This window comes from Neobacillus bataviensis LMG 21833 (assembly GCF_000307875.1).
Classification (GTDB): Bacteria; Bacillota; Bacilli; order Bacillales; family Cytobacillaceae; genus Neobacillus; species Neobacillus bataviensis.
Genome location: NZ_AJLS01000057.1, coordinates 62,836 through 81,635, shown reverse-complemented (window position 1 = coordinate 81,635; position 18,800 = coordinate 62,836). Strand labels below are relative to the sequence as shown.

The 18,800-nt window shown below is 36.1% G+C and carries 19 protein-coding genes; 7 read left to right on the top strand and 12 right to left on the bottom strand.

All coding sequences use genetic code 11. The features are described 5' to 3' along the window. Nucleotides 1-70: 70 nt before the first annotated feature. From BABA_RS10570 to norA, 3 genes are all read right to left on the bottom strand, one after another. Nucleotides 71-517 carry an NUDIX domain-containing protein gene (locus tag BABA_RS10570; protein ID WP_007085173.1) on the bottom strand — a complete coding sequence of 149 codons (447 nt, stop codon included), beginning with the start codon at nucleotides 515-517 and terminating at the stop codon, nucleotides 71-73. A gap of 245 nt (nucleotides 518-762) precedes the next feature. Continuing rightward, nucleotides 763-1,164: a zinc ribbon domain-containing protein gene (locus tag BABA_RS10565; protein WP_268870152.1), complete on the bottom strand. Its 402-nt coding sequence runs from the start codon at nucleotides 1,162-1,164 to the stop codon at nucleotides 763-765. 180 nt (nucleotides 1,165-1,344) lie between these two features. Then, nucleotides 1,345-2,538, bottom strand: coding sequence for a multidrug efflux MFS transporter NorA (norA, locus tag BABA_RS10560; RefSeq protein ID WP_007085171.1), 1,194 nt, complete (start codon nucleotides 2,536-2,538; stop codon nucleotides 1,345-1,347). Between the two features lie 119 nt (nucleotides 2,539-2,657). On the opposite strand from norA, the gene BABA_RS10555 reads away from it, so the two are divergent. The 3 genes from BABA_RS10555 (at nucleotide 2,658) to BABA_RS10545 (ending at nucleotide 4,795) form a co-directional block, all read left to right on the top strand. After that, nucleotides 2,658-3,491, top strand: coding sequence for a MerR family transcriptional regulator (locus BABA_RS10555; RefSeq protein ID WP_007085170.1), 834 nt, complete (start codon nucleotides 2,658-2,660; stop codon nucleotides 3,489-3,491). 181 nt (nucleotides 3,492-3,672) lie between these two features. Then, nucleotides 3,673-3,873, top strand: coding sequence for a hypothetical protein (locus BABA_RS10550; protein ID WP_007085169.1), 201 nt, complete (start codon nucleotides 3,673-3,675; stop codon nucleotides 3,871-3,873). 196 nt (nucleotides 3,874-4,069) lie between these two features. Then, entirely contained in the window at nucleotides 4,070-4,795 is a 726-nt protein-coding gene (locus BABA_RS10545) for a DUF421 domain-containing protein (protein WP_007085168.1), read from the top strand. Nucleotides 4,796-4,986: 191 nt separating this feature from the next. Here BABA_RS10545 and BABA_RS10540 read toward each other — a convergent pair whose 3' ends face one another. Both BABA_RS10540 and BABA_RS10535 read right to left on the bottom strand, forming a co-directional pair. After that, entirely contained in the window at nucleotides 4,987-5,484 is a 498-nt protein-coding gene (locus tag BABA_RS10540) for a DinB family protein (protein ID WP_007085167.1), read from the bottom strand. A 356-nt stretch (nucleotides 5,485-5,840) separates the two neighbouring features. Beyond that, nucleotides 5,841-7,748 carry a 3'-5' exonuclease gene (locus BABA_RS10535; RefSeq protein ID WP_007085166.1) on the bottom strand — a complete coding sequence of 636 codons (1,908 nt, stop codon included), beginning with the start codon at nucleotides 7,746-7,748 and terminating at the stop codon, nucleotides 5,841-5,843. Between the two features lie 239 nt (nucleotides 7,749-7,987). Here BABA_RS10535 and BABA_RS10530 point away from each other — a divergent pair, with 239 nt between their 5' ends. Both BABA_RS10530 and BABA_RS10525 read left to right on the top strand, forming a co-directional pair. Further along, nucleotides 7,988-8,353 carry a hypothetical protein gene (locus BABA_RS10530; RefSeq protein WP_051186036.1) on the top strand — a complete coding sequence of 122 codons (366 nt, stop codon included), beginning with the start codon at nucleotides 7,988-7,990 and terminating at the stop codon, nucleotides 8,351-8,353. Between the two features lie 517 nt (nucleotides 8,354-8,870). Further along, nucleotides 8,871-9,335 (top strand): low molecular weight protein-tyrosine-phosphatase, encoded by a 465-nt coding sequence (locus tag BABA_RS10525; protein WP_007085164.1) that lies wholly within the window; start codon nucleotides 8,871-8,873, stop codon nucleotides 9,333-9,335. Between the two features lie 160 nt (nucleotides 9,336-9,495). Here BABA_RS10525 and BABA_RS10520 read toward each other — a convergent pair whose 3' ends face one another. After that, complete coding sequence (locus BABA_RS10520) at nucleotides 9,496-9,894, bottom strand: helix-turn-helix domain-containing protein (RefSeq protein ID WP_235749649.1); 399 nt, start codon at nucleotides 9,892-9,894, stop codon at nucleotides 9,496-9,498. Between the two features lie 240 nt (nucleotides 9,895-10,134). Next, nucleotides 10,135-10,305 (bottom strand): SPW repeat protein, encoded by a 171-nt coding sequence (locus BABA_RS26490; RefSeq protein ID WP_007085162.1) that lies wholly within the window; start codon nucleotides 10,303-10,305, stop codon nucleotides 10,135-10,137. A 260-nt stretch (nucleotides 10,306-10,565) separates the two neighbouring features. Here BABA_RS26490 and nfsA point away from each other — a divergent pair, with 260 nt between their 5' ends. Together nfsA and BABA_RS10500 are read left to right on the top strand one after the other, a co-directional pair. Further along, a complete protein-coding gene (nfsA, locus tag BABA_RS10510) occupies nucleotides 10,566-11,315 on the top strand; it encodes an oxygen-insensitive NADPH nitroreductase (RefSeq protein WP_007085161.1) in 750 nt (249 codons plus the stop codon). Nucleotides 11,316-11,717: 402 nt separating this feature from the next. Continuing rightward, nucleotides 11,718-12,710 (top strand): zinc-dependent alcohol dehydrogenase family protein, encoded by a 993-nt coding sequence (locus BABA_RS10500; RefSeq protein ID WP_007085160.1) that lies wholly within the window; start codon nucleotides 11,718-11,720, stop codon nucleotides 12,708-12,710. 333 nt (nucleotides 12,711-13,043) lie between these two features. On the opposite strand, the gene BABA_RS28075 is transcribed toward BABA_RS10500, so the two are convergent. From BABA_RS28075 to BABA_RS10480, 5 genes are all read right to left on the bottom strand, one after another. Next, nucleotides 13,044-13,142, bottom strand: coding sequence for a putative holin-like toxin (locus tag BABA_RS28075; protein WP_235749646.1), 99 nt, complete (start codon nucleotides 13,140-13,142; stop codon nucleotides 13,044-13,046). A gap of 271 nt (nucleotides 13,143-13,413) precedes the next feature. After that, on the bottom strand, nucleotides 13,414-14,175 hold the full coding sequence (locus BABA_RS10495; protein WP_007085159.1) for a sugar phosphate isomerase/epimerase family protein: 762 nt from the start codon (nucleotides 14,173-14,175) through the stop codon (nucleotides 13,414-13,416). Between the two features lie 157 nt (nucleotides 14,176-14,332). Next, a complete protein-coding gene (locus BABA_RS10490) occupies nucleotides 14,333-15,568 on the bottom strand; it encodes an MDR family MFS transporter (RefSeq protein ID WP_007085158.1) in 1,236 nt (411 codons plus the stop codon). 780 nt (nucleotides 15,569-16,348) lie between these two features. Next, entirely contained in the window at nucleotides 16,349-17,284 is a 936-nt protein-coding gene (locus tag BABA_RS10485; protein WP_007085157.1) for an aldo/keto reductase, read from the bottom strand. A 404-nt stretch (nucleotides 17,285-17,688) separates the two neighbouring features. After that, nucleotides 17,689-18,627 carry an SGNH/GDSL hydrolase family protein gene (locus BABA_RS10480; RefSeq protein WP_007085156.1) on the bottom strand — a complete coding sequence of 313 codons (939 nt, stop codon included), beginning with the start codon at nucleotides 18,625-18,627 and terminating at the stop codon, nucleotides 17,689-17,691. Nucleotides 18,628-18,800 lie beyond the last annotated feature (173 nt).

Genomic DNA, 18,800 nt, shown 5'->3' with positions numbered 1-18,800 from the left:
ATAAGAAAACGGATCCGCCGTTGGAACCCGTTATTGAACATAAGCACCCAGTTAACTGAAAAATAGAATGTTATTTTTTTAAGTGACCTTTAAATTCAATTAATTTGTTCTTAATAAAAGGTTCGATTTCTTCGGGTAATTGATTTAATCTAAAAAATCTGGCTTCTATTCCTTGATCACTCCCAGAAGTTATTTCTCCTTCGTACTCGTTACATAAATAACCAATTGCAACAGTATGATACCTTTCATCGACTCGATTTATTAATTCCTTGCCTGAATAGACACCAAACAATTTTAACGCCTTTATTTTTAAGCCCATATTTTCAAAGACAATTCGTGTAATACACCCTTCAACTGACTCATTTAACTGCAAAATTCCACCTGGAATAGTCCACATTCCACCTACGTTTCGACTCAGTAAAATTTCTCCTTTATCATTAATGATAGCTACACTAGGTCGCACTATGATTAATGGAGAATCCCCAATCATTTCTCTTAAATCTTCACAATAACCCATAGATACCTCCAATGATAAAATTCTTAATGAAAGTAAACGAAACCTTTTACTTGGTTTCAAACATATGTTAACAAAGGAGTAACCTACTCCTTTTAAGATGGCATTTGTCAGCCACTTTCTATGCAAGTTGCAGTGGAACTACCTACAACATGAGTATCCCCATAAATTAAGTTAGGGGTTTCGAAAGAATAGGCATTAAAAGCCGCATTGTCTTTGCGTGGGCTACCACAAGTCCCGCTAATACATCAGGCCGAAGCCTTCAGCTTTGCATGTTTTTTCTCCATGATGATGATTTTCTTTGGGGCTTGAAGGAACTGTTTTCTCTCAAGTCCTTCAAAGGCATCCTTTATATATTTTCGAACAATATTAAAGGCGCCATTTACATCTGCATGAATGAGCACCTTTGAGCCTTTTATCTTGTAAAAAGCTCTACTACTTCGATACCCACTAAAATTAGGATAGTTATCCTCTCCGAAAGTTGGGATTGGGTCATGATTCAAGAAACTAGACTTAGAGGTATAGCTCTCTTCACGGTCGATAACTTGAATTCCTATACGTTCAGCCTTGTATCGAATCATTTCAATGAACGAGGCATACGGAATCTGGATGAAGGTTTGCTTATTAGATTTTTTCATTTCAACCTCCAATTTCCAACCGACATTTTTTTCCTATAATGATGGTATCATAAATATTCTCTTTAGCTATACAAGGGGTTAAATTGCCGAACTGTGAGCCAATTTATGAGCGGATACTCCGCTACCTTTTCACAATGGCACCCGATATTTTAGGTACATTGTTTCACAATTTTCATCTTTACTTCAATTTGATTATTTAGCTACACTAGCCTTCACTTCGATAGAAGAATCACGTACTTGCTTGCTCCAGAACAATGTAATAACTATTCCCAGAGATAGTATCAGAGTCGCAAAGTAGTAAGGGTAATTAATATCTATATCAAATAATATACCCCCTAAAATTGGACCACTAATGTTTGCTAAACTTGTAAACATAGAGTTCATTCCACCAACGAAACCTTGTTCATTCCCGGCCTTATTTGAAAGGTATGAAGTAACTGATGGTCGGAATAAATCGAATCCAACAAAAACAATAAATGTAACAAGTAAAATAGAGAAATAGGAATGAACAACAGTCATTAAAAAGACAAGTAAGGCCGATAATAGTAAGCTATATCGAATCAGTTTAATTTCACCCCAAATTCGTGTAAGCCGATCAAATAATAGGACTTGTGAAACTGCACCCAAAATTGCACCACCTGTGATAACAATGGCTATATCGGATGGTTTAAAGTGAAATTTATGGTCCACAAATAGACTAAAGAACGATTCAAAAGCTGCTAAACCAAATGAGGCAATAAAAATTAAAATAAACGCAAAGAAATATTTGGGGTCAATAATACGTTTGAAGCCATTCTTACCCTCTGAGACTTGTTCATTATGATCTTCTTTACGATTCGGCTCAGATAATAAAATAAAAGAAAGTAAAGCCGCAATTGTACCAAGGGCTCCTGCAAAGAAGAATGGTATACGTGTTCCAAATTCCGCTAAAAATCCACCAATACCTGGACCAATAATAAATCCTGTACTAATTGCTGCTGACATATAACCAAGTGCTTTTGGGCGTGTATCGAAATTGGTTATATCAGCAATAAAAGCAGTAACGGCTGGCATAATGAAAGCAGCACTTATTCCTCCCAAAACACGAGAAATAAATAACATTTCGATTTCTTTTCCGATCCCAAACAGTAATTCTGATATACCGAAAATAAATAAGCCAATGACAATCATAATCTTCCTGCCGAATTGATCTGCAGCTTTCCCTGCAAATGGTGAAACGATCAATTGAGCAATGGCAAACGCTGCTGTTAAATAACCAATTGTTGTTCCAGTTATGCCTAATTCATTCATCAGCGTAGGTAAGACAGGTATTATTAATCCAATTCCCAAAAATGCAATGAATAAATTCATTAACAATAACCATAAAGTGACTTTATTTGTCTTCATCTTCTACATTCTCCTTACAAAACTAATTACTGCAAACAACCTTGTTTGGTATTCATTTGTTTACAATCTAAATCCTAGTGTATATAGTAACTATATAGTCAAGGGCGGTGTTGTAAAAAATGGATAAACATCACGGAAAGTATTTAACGACAGGTGAATTTGCAAAGCTCTGCAAAGTAAACAAACAGACACTTTTTTATTACGACCAAATAGGACTTTTGTCTCCGGTATTCAAGAATGAAAAAGGTTACCGTTATTATTCAATTCGCCAAATAGATCTTTTCTTTGTTATTGATTTATTAAAGGAACTTGGTACGTCGCTAAACGAGATACAAAAATACATGCAAAATAGATCACCTGAAAGTTTTTTGTCCTTAATGTATCAAAAAAAAGAGGAGATTGTGAAAATTCGGCAGGAGATTGAAACGAAGGAAATAATGATTGAGGCAAAAATAGCCTTAATGGAAGAAGCGTCACACCTTGATTTTTATCAAGTTACGCTTGAACAATTACCAGAAGCAACACTTTATTTAAGTGAAAATATTGAAAATATAACCGATGAAGAATTTGTAAAGGTCATATCAGACTTTATTAATGAATTGAACGTATCTCATCTTGATACAGGATATCCAATAGGTGTAATAACGAAACGGGAGCAAATATTAAAGGGTGAATTCACTAATTATAGTTATTTATATATTGAGCAGCCACATCCAAAGGAAGGATATCCGTATTTTCAAGGTGTTAAGGGAGATTTCCTCATTGGTTATCATATCGGCGATGGGTACACAATACATAAAACATATAAGCGGCTTTTTTCAGAGCTGGAACGTTTAAATTTAACCTTTGGAGATTATGTTTTTGAAGAGTATATTTATGATACGGTTGTAATGAATCATAAGGAACAATACGTCACCAAAATTATGATACAAGTTAATCAATTGGGAAATTAATTCTTGTATAGATGGCTTGGGGAAATTTAACCCAGAATTGACTTTGGAACAATAATTGAATAATTTTCTGTTTTTTAGGAATGTCGCATTTTAATCGTAGTGTGCAAATAATTCTTTTCGATGACTTAATAATCGGAATTAAACCTAACTTTTGATCATATACTAATATGAGGTGAATGAAATGGATAAACATCTTAAACAAACATTTGATATAAATTTTTTAAAGATTGGCATAATCGCCAATGCTGGCGTTATACAAATTGGTTGTGGGTCTGGTACAAAACCACGTCTCCCTCATGCTGGATATACTACAATCGGAACTTCAACAGTTTCTCTAACAGCCCCTGCTGTCCCACTACAAGCATCAGTACGTCGAAATTAAAAGATTTGTACTTCCTTACGACGCCCTTTAAGTTAAATGGGACTTAACAGAGTCTTTCACTCTTCTTCCCTCCGTTAGTCTGAATTTCCATGATTTATGTAAAATATAATATCGGTTGAGAAATGAATATCCAGTTAACTTCCTTCTAATACTACTACCTATAAATGATAATTAGATAAAAGAAAGGCAGTACTATATGGGAAATGTTTTCTTCATTACAATACTAAAAGGTATTGTAATATACGTTTTAGCATTATTCTTAACCCGAAAAATAGGCACAAAACTTATTTCACAAATGAATTTATTTGATTTTATTATGGGAGTTTCAATGGGTTCAATCGTCGCTAATGCCATTATTGATAAGCAATTTGCAACACTATCAGCTATTACTACCCTAATATTATTTGCCATTTTGACTGTGTTCACTGGATATTTAAGCTTGAAAAACCTCTCATTAAGGAAGCTAATCAATTCTGAACCGATTACTTTAGTTGAAAATGGAACCATTGTGGATGAAAATATGAAGAAAATGAAATGGACCATAAATGAATTAAAGATGAAATTAAGAGAAAAAGATGCTTTTAATGTGGCGGACGTAGAATTCGCTATAATGGAAACGGATGGTAAGTTATCTGTATTACCCAAATCAGATAAAAAACCACTTACCCCTTACCATATGAACATTCAAACAACAAGTTCAGGTCTTGAAAAGGATATAATCATTGATGGAACGATAATAGAGGAAAACTTAACAAGTGCTGGACTAGATAAAGAATGGCTAACATCTGAACTTAATAAACAAAATATCAAAGATTGTTCAGAAATTTTTTATGCTGGGTTAGATAATACTAAAAAACTGTATATATCTAAAATGAACAGTACTAAAAAAGAAACTCAGGTCAAATCATTACCTCCAAAATGAGAAATCGCTATCATATGGCTCTAAACATGAAATAGGCGCGATTATCTTTAGATAATCGCGCCCGATTCTTAAATATCATTTTTTCTTCAATGAATATAAAAACGGATTCAGTGTGCAAACAGAGTTAAGCAATCAAAAAAATTCTGGAGGTACAAAAAACCGGCTGCGGCTTTTTTGCTTCAATGATGATATCAGCTCTTTTGAGCATTCATTGCTTCCCATTCTTCTTTGCTCGGACCATATACGCCAGGAACCTTCAAGTCTGCTTGTCTCATTAGGACAGTCAATTGTCCGCGATGATGGGCCTGATGTTGAATGAGCAGACGGAAAACAGCTTGAACTGGCATGTCCATTCCAAATAAATTCACCATTTTGTTCATTTTTTCATCTGAAACCTGTTCAGAAAATGCTTGTGTTAACCGCTGACTTACTGTTTTGTAGGTCTCGCTGATTTCAGCAGCTGATTTCGGTGCTTCTTTTTGAAGATTAGGAATCTCGAATTTTAATCCTACCTGTGAAGGAAAGTAGTAAACTGCTCCAGTTATGTGCCAGGCCACGCTTCCAATGCTGTATAATCCTGGAGAAACTTCCTGATTCAACGATTCATCTGTCAGCACATCCAGCACTTTTTGGGTAACCGCTGCTTCTTGTTTCCATTCGTTTAAGAAATCATTTACTGAAGTAAACATTCCATTCCCTCCTTAAATTAGAAATCCTTCGTTTTTTTAGCAAGTCTTTCCTATTCATTTTATCATGCTCAGCTAACTATTCGCTTCTCTCAAGGCTTGTTAATCGAAGGATATTTTGCTATTAAATTACTCATTCTTTACGAAAGCTAAAAAATCCTCTATTTTATGAAATTGTTACTATTTCTTTACCATTAAACGGATAGATTAATATTCAATGAAGATTTCTTTGGAGAGCTCAATCAAATGGTCGATAAAACTTACCAATGGATGAATTTTTTCATTTTGGATTTTTCATTTGTGAGAAGTAATTAAATGCCAGGGAGGGTTTAGATAGTTGTAACCTTCCCCCATGACTTTTAATTGATTTTCTCAATTCCGGACTTTTTCTGTTGCCTTTTTAGCAAGATTTGATCCAGATAATTTGTAAACTCAGATTCGCCGGAATAAGACAAACATAGATATTCCTTCGCCCGGGTCATTCCGATATAGAATAAGGAAACTTCCCTCTCCCTATCGTCTTCAAGTGGAAATGGCATGGAATCAATATTGACGATAAATACCGCTTGGAAATCCAGACCTTTACTGCTATCTATAGTACTAATTTTGATTTTGCCATCATCCTTTTTAAAAGATCGCTTGGAGACATCATTTTCCGTAATCCAATAAAATGGTAAGCTCGCCTCCTGCAATGACCGTTGAATGAAATCAATAATGGGATATTTATGTGTTTTTTTCACACGATATAAAATTAACATCTCTTCAAAAGGAACTTTACGCTCTTCATGCAGCTTTTTCATTTGCCTAGCAACCAATCTTATTTCGTCAAAGAAATTGGCTGCCCTTATAATACCTGGTTCCGGCCCTTTTCGTTTTGTGCTTTGTGGAGCAATAATTTCTCCTTCGAGATCCCGATTGACAACCTTATTTTTAAACATCGAATGCTCACGGTAAAAATCCCAGGCAAACGTAACAATTTGTTGTGTATTCCGATAATTGATGGACAATACCTTGGATCTACCCTTAAAGCTTAACCCGGTATCCTGCAAGTACGAACGTTTCCGCCGATAAATCGTCTGCGCTCGATCCTCAACCAGTAAAAGTGACTGAGTATCCGTGTTTAGTAGAACACTAACAAGACGCAGCCAATCTGCATCAAAATCCTGGCCTTCATCAATCAAAATCGCATCATATGAAGGAAGAATGGTTTCATTCTTCTCGATTTTATCTATTATCTCTGAAAGGTTCTGCTCCTTAATTTTCAAATCATTCTTTAGCCATGCATGAAAATTACGAACGATAATGTTTTGGTTTTGTATCGCCTTAACAGTAGGATCAAAATCAAATAAGTCCTCTGGTTCATTCAGCATATGATGAATCATTTGCTGGATGGCAGTGGCCAAAGAAATGTTGTAGCAAAGAATAAGAATCTTCCAATCTGGATTTTGTTTCGACAACATCTTTGCCCGGCTGGCCAATATGATCGTCTTGCCACTCCCCGCAACACCACGAATCAAGCGGTTCTTGTCACCAATCTGTTTCGCTAAATTCTCCTGATGCAAATCCATCGTCCTAATATCATGTAAAGATAAGAGCAGTTGATCCTGATATGGAACTGGTGCCTTAAATTCAGCGCTAATCCGTACCTCAGGGAACAAATGATAGCGGATGGCATTAATGTCTTCGATAGTAAGCGGTTCCTTTAATCGGTATGGAACAACAAACATATTCATAATCTTTTCCATCAAGATTTCTTCCGAAAACCCCTCATTTTCGGGATCGATTTCATCCCGTGCGAAGCATAAGTTGGGTTCAATAACGGTATAAAGACCATCTTTAATAAAGTCTTTGGTATACAATCTCGTAAAAACAACCCCATGACCATACGGGAACTTCAATTTTAATTTATATTTTCCATCTGCCATTATTAAGTTTTTATCTTTTTTCAGAACATCAGCTATTTTAAACATGTAGTCCCTCGCCTGGTTCATCGGGCTTGGGATAATAGCTTGATCGCCATTTGTTGACACGATATGCCATTCATCATGATTAATTTGCAGAAGTGTATTTCGGGTATAATCCTTCACTTCCAACACAACCATGCCTAGATCGGGACCAATAATCACAAAATCTGGTTTTCTCCCTTGGATTTCTGGTTCAAAATAAACAATATAATCATCTGGTAAATAGTTTTTTAGAGTACGGAAAAACAGCCGCTCTCCAGCAGTGGCAGATGATCTGATTGTCTCAGGAATTGTAATTGCCATAATAACAGCTCCAAAATCTGCATTTTTCTCCATTATACTACAATTAGGAATCTTGACCTAAATTAATACAAAAATAATCCTTATACAACACCATTCTTCTACAAAATATCCAAAAAAGCGTGCTAAAAGTATTGTTTTTTTATAGATTTGTTTAATAATAGAATGGAAGGAATTTTTACATACATAGAAAATAACGAATACAAAACGAAAGTGATGTGTCAAAATTGCTGAAGGGAATCTTGGATAAATTTCTCAACACAAATCAAAAACTACCGCAGCCAGAGGTCAAATCAATAAGCCATGCTGAAGTGGAGGCATTGGTTGAAGCAAGATTAAAAGAGCATGCTGCTACAATAGAACAATCTGTTGCCGAAAAAATGAACTCGGCAGTTCAATCAACCAATCATGAAGAGAATTCACTATCGCCAAAACAAATCGAATTCGCTCTCTCTTTAATCGCGAAAACAAGAGATTTTGAACTTGCAATTAATCCAGCTACTTTGAAGGTTAGGGAACTGGAAAAATTAATTGCCTATAACCGATATAAAAATAAAGGGATTCTTGTAAATCTGGTAAAAAAAGGTGTGCTCCAGAAAAAGGGATAAGTTCCGTCTATATAAAAACAAATGAGCTGCACATATATCTTGCAGCTTGTTTGGTTTAGTGAATTTACATTACAATTATGATATAAAAATAGAGATGGAGCATTCTTATGATTGATTTTAAAATTCAATCATTGTTATGTCCATCCCTCATTTGGATCGATATCATAAAAAACTTGAACGCTTCGTTCATTGTTTGGCTACAAGCACCAGTATGTCTAAATTAAAAGATTTATACCTCTTTACGCCACCCATTAAGCCAAATGTGACTTAACAGAGTCCTTCACCCTGCTTTTCCTCCGTACTGTAGAATAATCCACCTGAACACTAACTCAAGGGTGGATTGTTTTTTTGATTTCTTCGCAAAATATAATTCTGGTATTATCCATATATGTCTTTTTAGGGCATTCCTTTTGTATACCGAGTCAGTCCTTTGCTTTTAACATAACTATTAATATATAATTTTGAAGGAATGAAGTTTAAAATTAATAGATAATAGCAGATAAGAGGAGTAAATAACATGATCAACGTTTTATTTGTTTGCCTAGGTAACATTTGCCGTTCCCCTATGGCAGAAGCATTATTTCGAGACCTACTAAAAAAGGAAAATTTGACAGAAAAAATTAAAGCCGATTCTGCTGCTACAAGTTCTTGGCATATTGGTTCGCCTCCACATAAAGGCACGCTTGCTATTTTACAAAAATATAACATTTCATCAGATGGACTTGTCGGCCGGCAATTAACAAAAAATGACTTCGACCAGTTCGATTATATTGTAGGAATGGATGAAAGTAACATACGGAATATATCTGATATTACTGGTAAGGTAAATCATGTGAAATTCATTCGTTTGCTTGATTTAACGGATCATAAAAAGGACGTTCCGGATCCATGGTACACTGGGGATTTTCAGGAAACCTATGAGCTTATTTCCGATGGATGTCAATCCTTACTGAAAAAAATTCGCAGTGAACAAAATCTATAATAATAAACAATCCCGCTAATTATTTCGTTAGTGGGATTTGTTTTTCACTTATGTAATCTTCCTTAACTTTTATTTTTGCCTGTAGTCCGTTCACGGATGATCTTATTCTATTCTTTTGTATTAGTCAAAATTAGCATTGGATTTGTTCTGTTGAAAATTGTTACTTTTTCAATAACTCCGCTTCGATTTTTTTAATAGCTGATCGTCCACGTTCTTTAAGAGTCACTAACTCTGTTTGGACAATAAGTATTTTTCGAACCTTTTCTTCAAGTAGTTCAAGTTGACCGTCAAGGATTTTTATCATGTCATTCAATTTTTCCATCCGCTCTCTTGGGTTTGTTACCTTTTTGTAATCTGCTTTCTTGCTTTCTAACATGTCTATGTGGGAAATGAAATGCTGAAGTTCTTGCAAGGAAAAACCCAGTACTTCTTTTGCAGTCGAAATTCTCTTTAGAAAAACAACATGTTCTTGTCTATATAGCCTGGTGCCACCCATACTGCGCTCAGGAGAAGGCAAAATACCTATTTCTTCATAATATCTAATCGTCCTTTTACTCAAACCACTCTGTTATGCTATATCATTTATTTTTAAATGCTCGTTCAAAAATGAATCGACCTCCTACTATATTCCTTTCCTAAATTAACGTTTACGGAAGATGATGGAACTACTCCTTATGGCAGTTTAATCGTTCATTGACCTTTAACAATTGTTATTCCCAACATGTTGTAAAAGAAAAACCCTCTATAAAGAGGGCTTAGTACTCCAATATGAACCACCCAAACAGCCTGCTATTACTAATCAAGGGGTAATACTTTTTTCTTTATTACCCACCCAAATTGATAAAATAAGAATAATAATCCCAAAAATGATATTGTTCCAAAAGGCACCAGAGTTGTCAGCGAAATCGTATACCCAAGGTGAACAGACTAACCATATACCAATTAATCCAGAAAGCCATAGTTGCCACATCCAATATCGCCTCCTTCCCATGAAGATTCGAAAATTGGAGTACTTACTAAATCCTATTCACAATTTTTTAAAATATGACCTTAACGTAAAGAACACGAAGACTGGAAAATCGCGCATTTTGAAATAGAACGAAGTTTGGTGCCAATATAGAATTATTTTTATCGAAATCAACGTCGTATCGCACATTTCTTGAACAAGGCTACTCATATTGATACAATCACTTTTACGAACAAAGTATGATGAAAAGCGAGGAAACCGACATGAATAATGTAATCGAAACAATCCTTAATCATCGTTCAATCCGTCATTTTGAGGACAAGCCATTGACAGAAGAGCAAATAAAGACGATTGTTTCCTGTGCACAAGCGGCTGCTACATCAAGCTTTATTCAGGCATACTCCATTATTGGAGTGAAGGATCCTGTTAAGAAGAAGAAACTAGCCGAGCTTGCCGGTAATCAGGAGTATGTGGAAAAAAACGGTCACTTTTTTGTTTTTTGTGCTGACCTTTATCGCCATACAATTATCGGGGAAAAGGAAGAGAAAAATCTAGAAGCCTCACTTGAAAGTACCGAAAAATTTATGGTGGCGTTAATAGATACCGCTCTTGCTGCCCAAAATGCTGTCATTGCTGCTGAATCGCTGGGGTTAGGAATCTGTTATATCGGCGGTATTCGTAACAACCTGGAAGAAGTAAAAAAAGTGTTAGCTATCCCAGAGCGTGTCATCCCGTTGTTTGGGTTGGCCATTGGTTACCCCGCCACAATAACCGGTCAAAAACCAAGACTGCCAATTGAACATGTTTATCACGAAGATGAATATGAGCAAGACAAAGAAGTATATTTACAACAGCTCAATGATTACAATGAAATAATCGCAAACTATTATCAACAAAGAACGGACGGGATTAGAAAAGATCGCTGGACAGAACAAATGGCGGCCATGCTTGCAAAGCAGAATCGAATGTACATGAAGGATTATATTCAAAAAAACAAGCTTACTATACGATAGAAAATCGATAAACCAAAATGGTCGGCCTTTTGCCAGAATAATCCACCTGAGCCTCAACTCAAGGGTGGATTATTTTTTTGATAAATTGGCAGTATTGCTATGAATAGGCCTTCAAAGCCAATCAGTTCCAGGAAGGTGAGTCCACCTTTTTTTCTTTTGGCTGTTTTCGTAAAGATTGTTGCTATTATTCAAATTCAAGCACATAAATGTTTCGTTTTTGATGAAAATTTACACTTCAACCTTTATTTATTAACGACCAAAGCCGTCTATGAGCGATTTATGATAAACCTACTATTTTATTTGATAGTGGAATAGTACTTTTACTTTCATTTCTTAACTGCCAATTTAGTCAAAATGCTATAATTAATTAATTCTAATTTATTATAAGGAGCCTTTATTGTTTTGGATGCAAAATATATTAATTTCTACGAATTCGGCAGACCTAAAGATGTGTTAAAAATTGAATATAAAACCATTGAACCACCAAAAGATCATGAAGTCCTTGTTCGAATGTTGGCACGACCTATCAATCCTTCTGATTTAATTCCAATTAAAGGGGCGTATTCTCATCGAATTTCTCTACCCAATATTCCCGGTTATGAAGGAGTTGGGATTATAGAGGATGTGGGTCCTTTAGTTTCAAAAAAACTTATTGGTAAACGGGTTTTACCTTTGCGTGGTGAAGGTACATGGCAAGAGTATGTCAAGACAGACGCAGAATTTGCAGTTCCAATACCTGATTCTATTGATGATTTTACTGCATCACAAATGTATATTAATCCCGTTACAGCGTGGGTGGTTTGTACGGAAGTTTTAAAATTAAGTCCAAATGATGTTTTATTGGTTAACGCATGTGGTTCTTCTATTGGGCATATTTTTGCTCAATTATCAAAGATTTTAGGTTTTCAATTGATTGCAGTGACTAGAAATAATAAGTATACAGAGGAATTACTTTATCTCGGTGCTTCTAATGTGATAGACACCTCAAGTAGTCGTCTAAATGAAACCGTTTTGGAATTAACAAGTGGAATGGGTGCAGATGCTGCCATTGATTCTGTTGGAGGTTCGGATGGTAATGAATTAGCTTTTAGTGTCCGACCTAATGGACAGTTTTTAACAATCGGTCTTTTATCAGGGGTACAAGTAAATTGGGCAGATATTGTAAATCAAGCAAAAGTGAATGCGAATATGTTTCATTTACGGAATTGGAATAAAAATGTCTCAGCAAAAAAATGGCAAGAAACGTTTAAACATATAATACGGCTAATAGATGGTAAAAAATTACGTTTGATGATGGTCGATTCTAAGTATGACTTGTCTGAAGTCAAAAAGGCAATTGACGCTGTTGAATTTTCTAATAAAACAAGAGGGAAAATATTTTTAACAAGTTACTGAGTTCATTCTTGTTCAACAACGGGCGAAAAGGGTCAGACCCCCAATGTGCTAAAGCGTTAGCACGTTGCGGGTCTGACCCTTTATTACCTGACCCTTGAGTACCGATGTTTTTTAATAAGTTGATACTGACCACTATATCTGTCTGCTGTTCTCATGACTTAAGATCATATACTATTCAATAAAATAGTTTCCTTTTCACTATCATAGGTTATAATAGAAGTAAGTATTGAATAAATTAAAAAAGACCGAACATGTTAGAGCATGTCCGGTCCAACAATAGACGATCCCTCAAAGGGGGTCAGCTTTTTTGGCAGAATAATCCACCTGAGCCGGTTAACTCAAGGGTGGATTATTTTTTGATTTAAATGACAGGATCGCTACGATTAGACTAGCAAAGCCAACCGCAAACATTAACGATTCAAAAACTGTCATTCGGCATCACCCCCCTCCTGTTTGGGAGTGTACCGACCACCCTTGAGAAATCCTATTCTATTGTAATTTCAGTATATCACACCTCGCCCTAAACAAGAACATGTATTCGTATTTATTGAATAATACAGTATTTCTACTCTTGATAATTCCAATATTATACAAATACTATAATTCATTGTACATACATAAAAATATAGCTGCCCTTCTATTCCGTCTTACAAAAGAGGGCGATTTTTTTATTGAAACCAGTGGTCTCGCACGTTCATATAATTCACTCTATTCCATTCAGTCTAATATAATCGTAGCTTTCTTTTAAACAATGGAATGGATCTTTCTGCCATTTCTCCTGTTCGGCGAAAGCATATTTTACACCCGTTTCAATCGTGGCATCGAAGATTTTCTTCCATTGGATTGTGCCTTGACCAACAGGCATGAGCACTTCATTTCCATCCGAATCGATCATCCCATCCTTAAAGTGGATTAAATCATTTCGTCCTTTCACCTTATAAATCCATTCAATCGGATCTAGACCTGCATGGATGATATGATAAATGTCTAATAAAAATTGTAATTCACTTCTGGTATTTTCAAAGATGATGTCAAGTGAATTTTGCCCATTATACTGAAACACATCCATATATCTTGGATGGAAGGTCAGGATCTTTCCTTTTGTTTCAAGAAATTCTGAAAGTTTATTCAACTCCTTTGCAAACTCCAGACAGCCCTCATAAGAATGGTAGCGCTCTGGAATGCCGCTTACGGTAATGTAAGAACCTCCCCAAAGGTCGTTGATTTCTATGACTTCTTCCAAATGGGAAACGACCACATCATAATAGTCCTGTGTCCCGATGCATTCCAATCTCGTTTCCTTTAAGGCATCGTGAATAAAGTCCATTGGAATTTCAGGGTTGATCCATTGAATCTGAATCGTTTTATAACCGATCTCACTTACTTTGCTAAACGATGCCAAGACATCCTCAGGGGTTTGAAGATAGTCCCGAACGCTTGAAATCTGTATGCCTAGTCTAGTCATAATTGACCTCCTCATTTCATTATGTATTCATTTTCAATATCGTATTTTTGATTTATAACATGATTTTTTGTCTTCCTGCATTATTCTGTACCTGAAACAATAATTTAAAGTATAAAAATAGCAAAAACATCTAATAGGATAATACTAATCAAAATTGTTACCCTGCTTTCTTAGAACGCTGACCAGATTTCTTTACCATCGCAAGTTTCACCGCATAAAGGACGGGAACCCCAAATAGTGACAAACCTGCTAATAGTCCAAAAACAGAGAAAGCATCCTGGTAGCCGAAATGATCCAATAAAAAGCCGCCCAGGGATGGGCCGACGATACTTCCAATTTGTGTGAATCCCATGGCCCCAAAGTACGTACCACGCAAATCTGCTTTCGCGATGGAATCAATAAAGGCATCTGTCATGGAGAACATAAGAACTTCCCCAATGGTAAAAAGAAAAACAACTGCACCCCAAGATGGAATCGACTCTGCAAGTGAAAAAGCAAATACCCCTAGCGCACAAAGTAAATTTCCCGCCATAATCGAAAATATGGGAGAATACTTTTTCCCTATGGAAAGCAGTGGGTATTGCAGGGATATAACCGTTACGGCGTTCAAGATCAGAAAACCCGAAAACATGCCGGCCCCTTTATCCTGGCCAAATGCCCCTGAAAGGAACTGGGGTAAAGTCGAGTTAAACTGGGCATAACCCGTTGTAGCAAGAATGATGCCAAGCAGAGACATAAGGAGTACTTTATCTTCCCTCACAGCCATAGCTGCTTCAGAAAAAGTAGCTTTCTTTTGCGAAGGTTTATCAACATGTTTCCCCTTGAAACCGGTTTTACTAAAAGTAAGCATGAGCGAAAGCCCATAAATGATATAGACTCCAGCAGCAATATAGAAAAAGAAGGTTGTTTTGGATGAACCGAAATAAAAGCCGAGCATCGGTCCAAAAATAACACCAATGTTAATCGCTGTGTAACGTAGGTTAAAGATGGCCAGCCTGTTGTTTGGATCAGTAAGGTCAGCAAGAAGTGCTCTCGATGCGGGTTCAAATAGGGATTTACAAAACCCATTCAGAGCATTAGCAACAAAAAAACCAGCAACAGATTGAGCGAATCCGAAGAGGGCAAAAACAGCTGCCCACAAGAAAACGGAAAAAAACAGAATGATTTTCCTGCCAAACCAGTCTGATAAATATCCACCAGCAAAACTGGTGCAAATGCCGACAAGGGAGCTTACAGCAATAATGAGTCCCGTTTGAGCAGGGGAAACATGCTGAACCTGAGTCAGATAAATCGCCAGAAAAGGAATGCTCATCGAAGTGGCCATCCGACCGAACATGGTGCCTACCAAAATATTAATAGCAAGTGGATGCAAGTTTCGTAGATACGTTAACACAGTACAATTCTGCTCCTTTTTAAATGTTCAAATGTACACACCTTAAATGATGGGGCTAAGCCCCCTTTTTGCTTCAACACACGCCTCCTCGACAATGGCTCTCTACTAAGGTTTATTCCGCGCTCTGCAAACTCACCCCGGTGAGCCGCCGGATGGTTAAATCCGCAGTCTCTCGTATTTCCAAATAGTCATGTAAAGATAATTGCCTATTTTGGTATAGATTCATTGAATCCCACTCCTTACCAATGCGTTATCCACATTTATTTTACCATTATTTTTATTTTTTTAAAAAACTAAGAAATTTGCTATTGTACACTGTTACTTTTATGCTATTTTTGGGGCTATTTTTATCGAATTATCTAAACAAATAGCTTTATATCAATAAAAATGACCTACCAGATAATGCTGATAGGTCTGTGATTTTATATGTGATTTTACTATTTTGTCCCCATCAAGAGAACCCGTTAGATATTTATTGGATCCCTTTAACCTTAATTATGTTACTGATTAATAGTACAGTAATAAAACACTGCTACACTTTTACATCAGGGTAAATAGAGTTCAAATTTTTGTCTAATTAGATAAAAAATTTAGTTCGTTATAATCTTATCTTTTAAAACCCCTCATCACCCTCTGATAAATCTCCTTCCACGAATAATCCAAAGCCATTGCTTTCGATAGTTGTAAATTTTTAAAACTCAACAAAAACCGATTGAATGTTAAACTAAAGTCCACTCGACCTCAGGTATCCAATTGGGAAGGGTGTGAAGACAATTTTCCTTATAAAGGGAATATCTGCTCAATTTCTTGAATCTCTGCAGCAGTTAATTGAATCTGTAACGTTTTTAGATTATGGAGTACTTGGTCAGCACGCTTTGCACCTGGAATAATTACGTCGATGCATGGACGGGACAGATACCAAGCAAGAATCACTTGGGAAACTTCCGCACCCTTGGTCGCTGCAATTTGACGAACCCGCTCAATTTTTTCCAAGTTTTTTTCGAAAACACCTGCCTGAAATTGCGGTCTTTTTCGATTCTTTTCACTAATTTCAGTTTCTAGATTATATTTACCTGTTAACAACCCGGAAGCTAAGGGGTAAAATGGCACAAAAGAAATTTGCTGCTCGGTTACGTATGGGAATAACTCCTTCTCTGCATCGCGGCTGATCAAGTTGTACTCCCCTTGATAGACATCCACATAGCCATCTTTATTGGCTTCTATTAGTTGATCAAGGGAAAAATTAGACACTCCGATGGCTCTAATCTTCCCTTCATCCTTCAATTGCTTTAAGGCTCCAACCGCTTCGTCTTTAGGTGTATCACGGTCGGGAAAATGAATATAAAATAAATCGATATAATCCGTTTGAAGCCGTTTTAAACTCTCTTCAACGGCTTGTTTTAGAAAAGCAGGTGAGTTATCTAAGACCATATCATTGCCGTTTAATTGATGTGCTGCTTTGGAGGCAATCACTATTTCTGAGCGATTTCCCCTTTCCTTCACAATTTCCCCAATAATTTCTTCTGATCGCCCCAAACCGTAGACATAGGCTGTGTCTAGGAAATTAATCCCTTGTGCCAGACCAGTTCGAACCAATTCCCTCCCTGCTTCTTCATCAAGGTTTGGAAAAAGATTATGCCCCCCAACAGCATTGGTTCCAAGACCAATCGGATTGACATATAATTCTGTTTTACCAATTCTAGTATGCTTGGCCATCAACTTCCATCTCCCTTATTTTACTAATTTGATGATAACAAACTTTTAAAAGAGAAAACAAAGTTAATGCTTTCTATATATTATCCGCTAATCAACTTACTAAGTTACGAAATTAGGTAGTAAAAGAACAAATATCGGTCGTAATGATCAGAAAAAAAAGACCGAACATGCTGCTACATGTCCAATTCAGCAAAAGACGGTTCCCTCAATGGAGGTGGACTATGATAGTAAATACAGCCCAGCCAGTATTGGTAAATAAAGTTTAAGCAGACCCTTATCTTAAAATAAGGGTCTGCTTTATCTGTTTTATTTCAAGTTAATAGGCGGAACTCGCCGTCTAATTAAGCTTTTTTTAGTAAAAATAATTAAACAAAATTATTCCGTCGATTTTTTTAGTTTGGATCTTAATTTGTTTTGGCAATCCTTGTTTCCTCCGTAACTTTCAGATATTCTAAGACCCGCTGGGCGATAAGTTTATAGCCCCTGGAGTTAGGATGGAATTGATCTGCTGCTAATAAATTTTTCGTGGAATTAGTAAATAGATCTTCTGTGGGAACGAAGCTCACATTCTCATATTCTTCTGTCAATAATTTTCCTGCCTCATTCCAATTATCAATGATCATGTCTAATTCTTTAATGTTTGCGAATTGACTTTCAAAAGGATTATAAAACCCGATTAAATAAATATGGGCATCTGGGTTCAATTCTTTCAATCTATTCAATATGGCTGTTAATCTTTCAGTATATTCCACTCTTTCTACTTGGAAAGGTTCTAGCGTTAGGTTTGTAAAATTGCTTCTTAAAACTTTCATAATATCATTGGCGCCAATTGTGATTAACACAATATCAGCCTTTGAGATAGCAGTAGCAATTTCTTTATTTTCCAGCCGCTTAAGTAATTGATCCGACCGGTTTCCCTTTTTACCGAAATTTTCTATTTTGATAGAAAGGTTTTGATCCTCAAATGTGTGATTAAGGATCCCGACATATCCACCGCTCTTTGTTTCATCACCCACACCTTCCGTGAGTGAGTCTCCGATTGCGACAATCTTTTGATCTTTTTCGAAGAAATCAACGACACCATTCAACACTTCCCGTACCTTTTTCTTGATTTCATCGGTGAATGGTTTTTGGCTTTCCTGCTTAATGGAATGGTCCTCTAATGGTTTCTCTTCTCCTTTAGAAGCAACTTCCTCGGTATTTTCCACTTGTTCAGATTCAACTGTAGCGACGGTTGTAACTGTTTTAAGGCCTGCTTGATTTCGATCTATAAGAAAAATAGAAAGAAGAATACACACAGTGAATAGACCCATAATCATGATTATTGCTTTTTTTCTTTTCAAACTTCATCACACCTATTAGTATCGGAAGATCTTAATCTAAGATACCATTCTTTTTTTAATATAGTTTATTCATTTTATCATGCAGGGTAACATTATTTAAGACCACAAATTTTGTAACTTGCATGTTTGTAACCAAAACAGTGAAAAGAAAATTAGAGTAGATCAATTAAGTT

Bases quoted from the DNA above. Each gene is read 5' to 3' on its own strand.
- BABA_RS10550 (WP_007085169.1), top strand. From the start codon at position 3,673: ATGGATAAACATCTTAAACAAACATTTGATATAAATTTTTTAAAGATT.
- nfsA (WP_007085161.1), top strand. From the start codon at position 10,566: ATGAATAATGTAATCGAAACAATCCTTAATCATCGTTCAATCCGTCAT.
- BABA_RS26490 (WP_007085162.1), bottom strand. From the start codon at position 10,305: ATGTGGCAACTATGGCTTTCTGGATTAATTGGTATATGGTTAGTCTGT.
- BABA_RS10570 (WP_007085173.1), bottom strand. From the start codon at position 517: ATGGGTTATTGTGAAGATTTAAGAGAAATGATTGGGGATTCTCCATTA.
- BABA_RS10485 (WP_007085157.1), bottom strand. From the start codon at position 17,284: ATGGCCAAGCATACTAGAATTGGTAAAACAGAATTATATGTCAATCCG.
- norA (WP_007085171.1), bottom strand. From the start codon at position 2,538: ATGAAGACAAATAAAGTCACTTTATGGTTATTGTTAATGAATTTATTC.
- BABA_RS10540 (WP_007085167.1), bottom strand. From the start codon at position 5,484: ATGTTTACTTCAGTAAATGATTTCTTAAACGAATGGAAACAAGAAGCA.
- BABA_RS10545 (WP_007085168.1), top strand. From the start codon at position 4,070: ATGGGAAATGTTTTCTTCATTACAATACTAAAAGGTATTGTAATATAC.
- BABA_RS10555 (WP_007085170.1), top strand. From the start codon at position 2,658: ATGGATAAACATCACGGAAAGTATTTAACGACAGGTGAATTTGCAAAG.
- BABA_RS10535 (WP_007085166.1), bottom strand. From the start codon at position 7,748: ATGGCAATTACAATTCCTGAGACAATCAGATCATCTGCCACTGCTGGA.
- BABA_RS10525 (WP_007085164.1), top strand. From the start codon at position 8,871: ATGATCAACGTTTTATTTGTTTGCCTAGGTAACATTTGCCGTTCCCCT.
- BABA_RS28075 (WP_235749646.1), bottom strand. From the start codon at position 13,142: ATGACAGTTTTTGAATCGTTAATGTTTGCGGTTGGCTTTGCTAGTCTA.
- BABA_RS10495 (WP_007085159.1), bottom strand. From the start codon at position 14,175: ATGACTAGACTAGGCATACAGATTTCAAGCGTTCGGGACTATCTTCAA.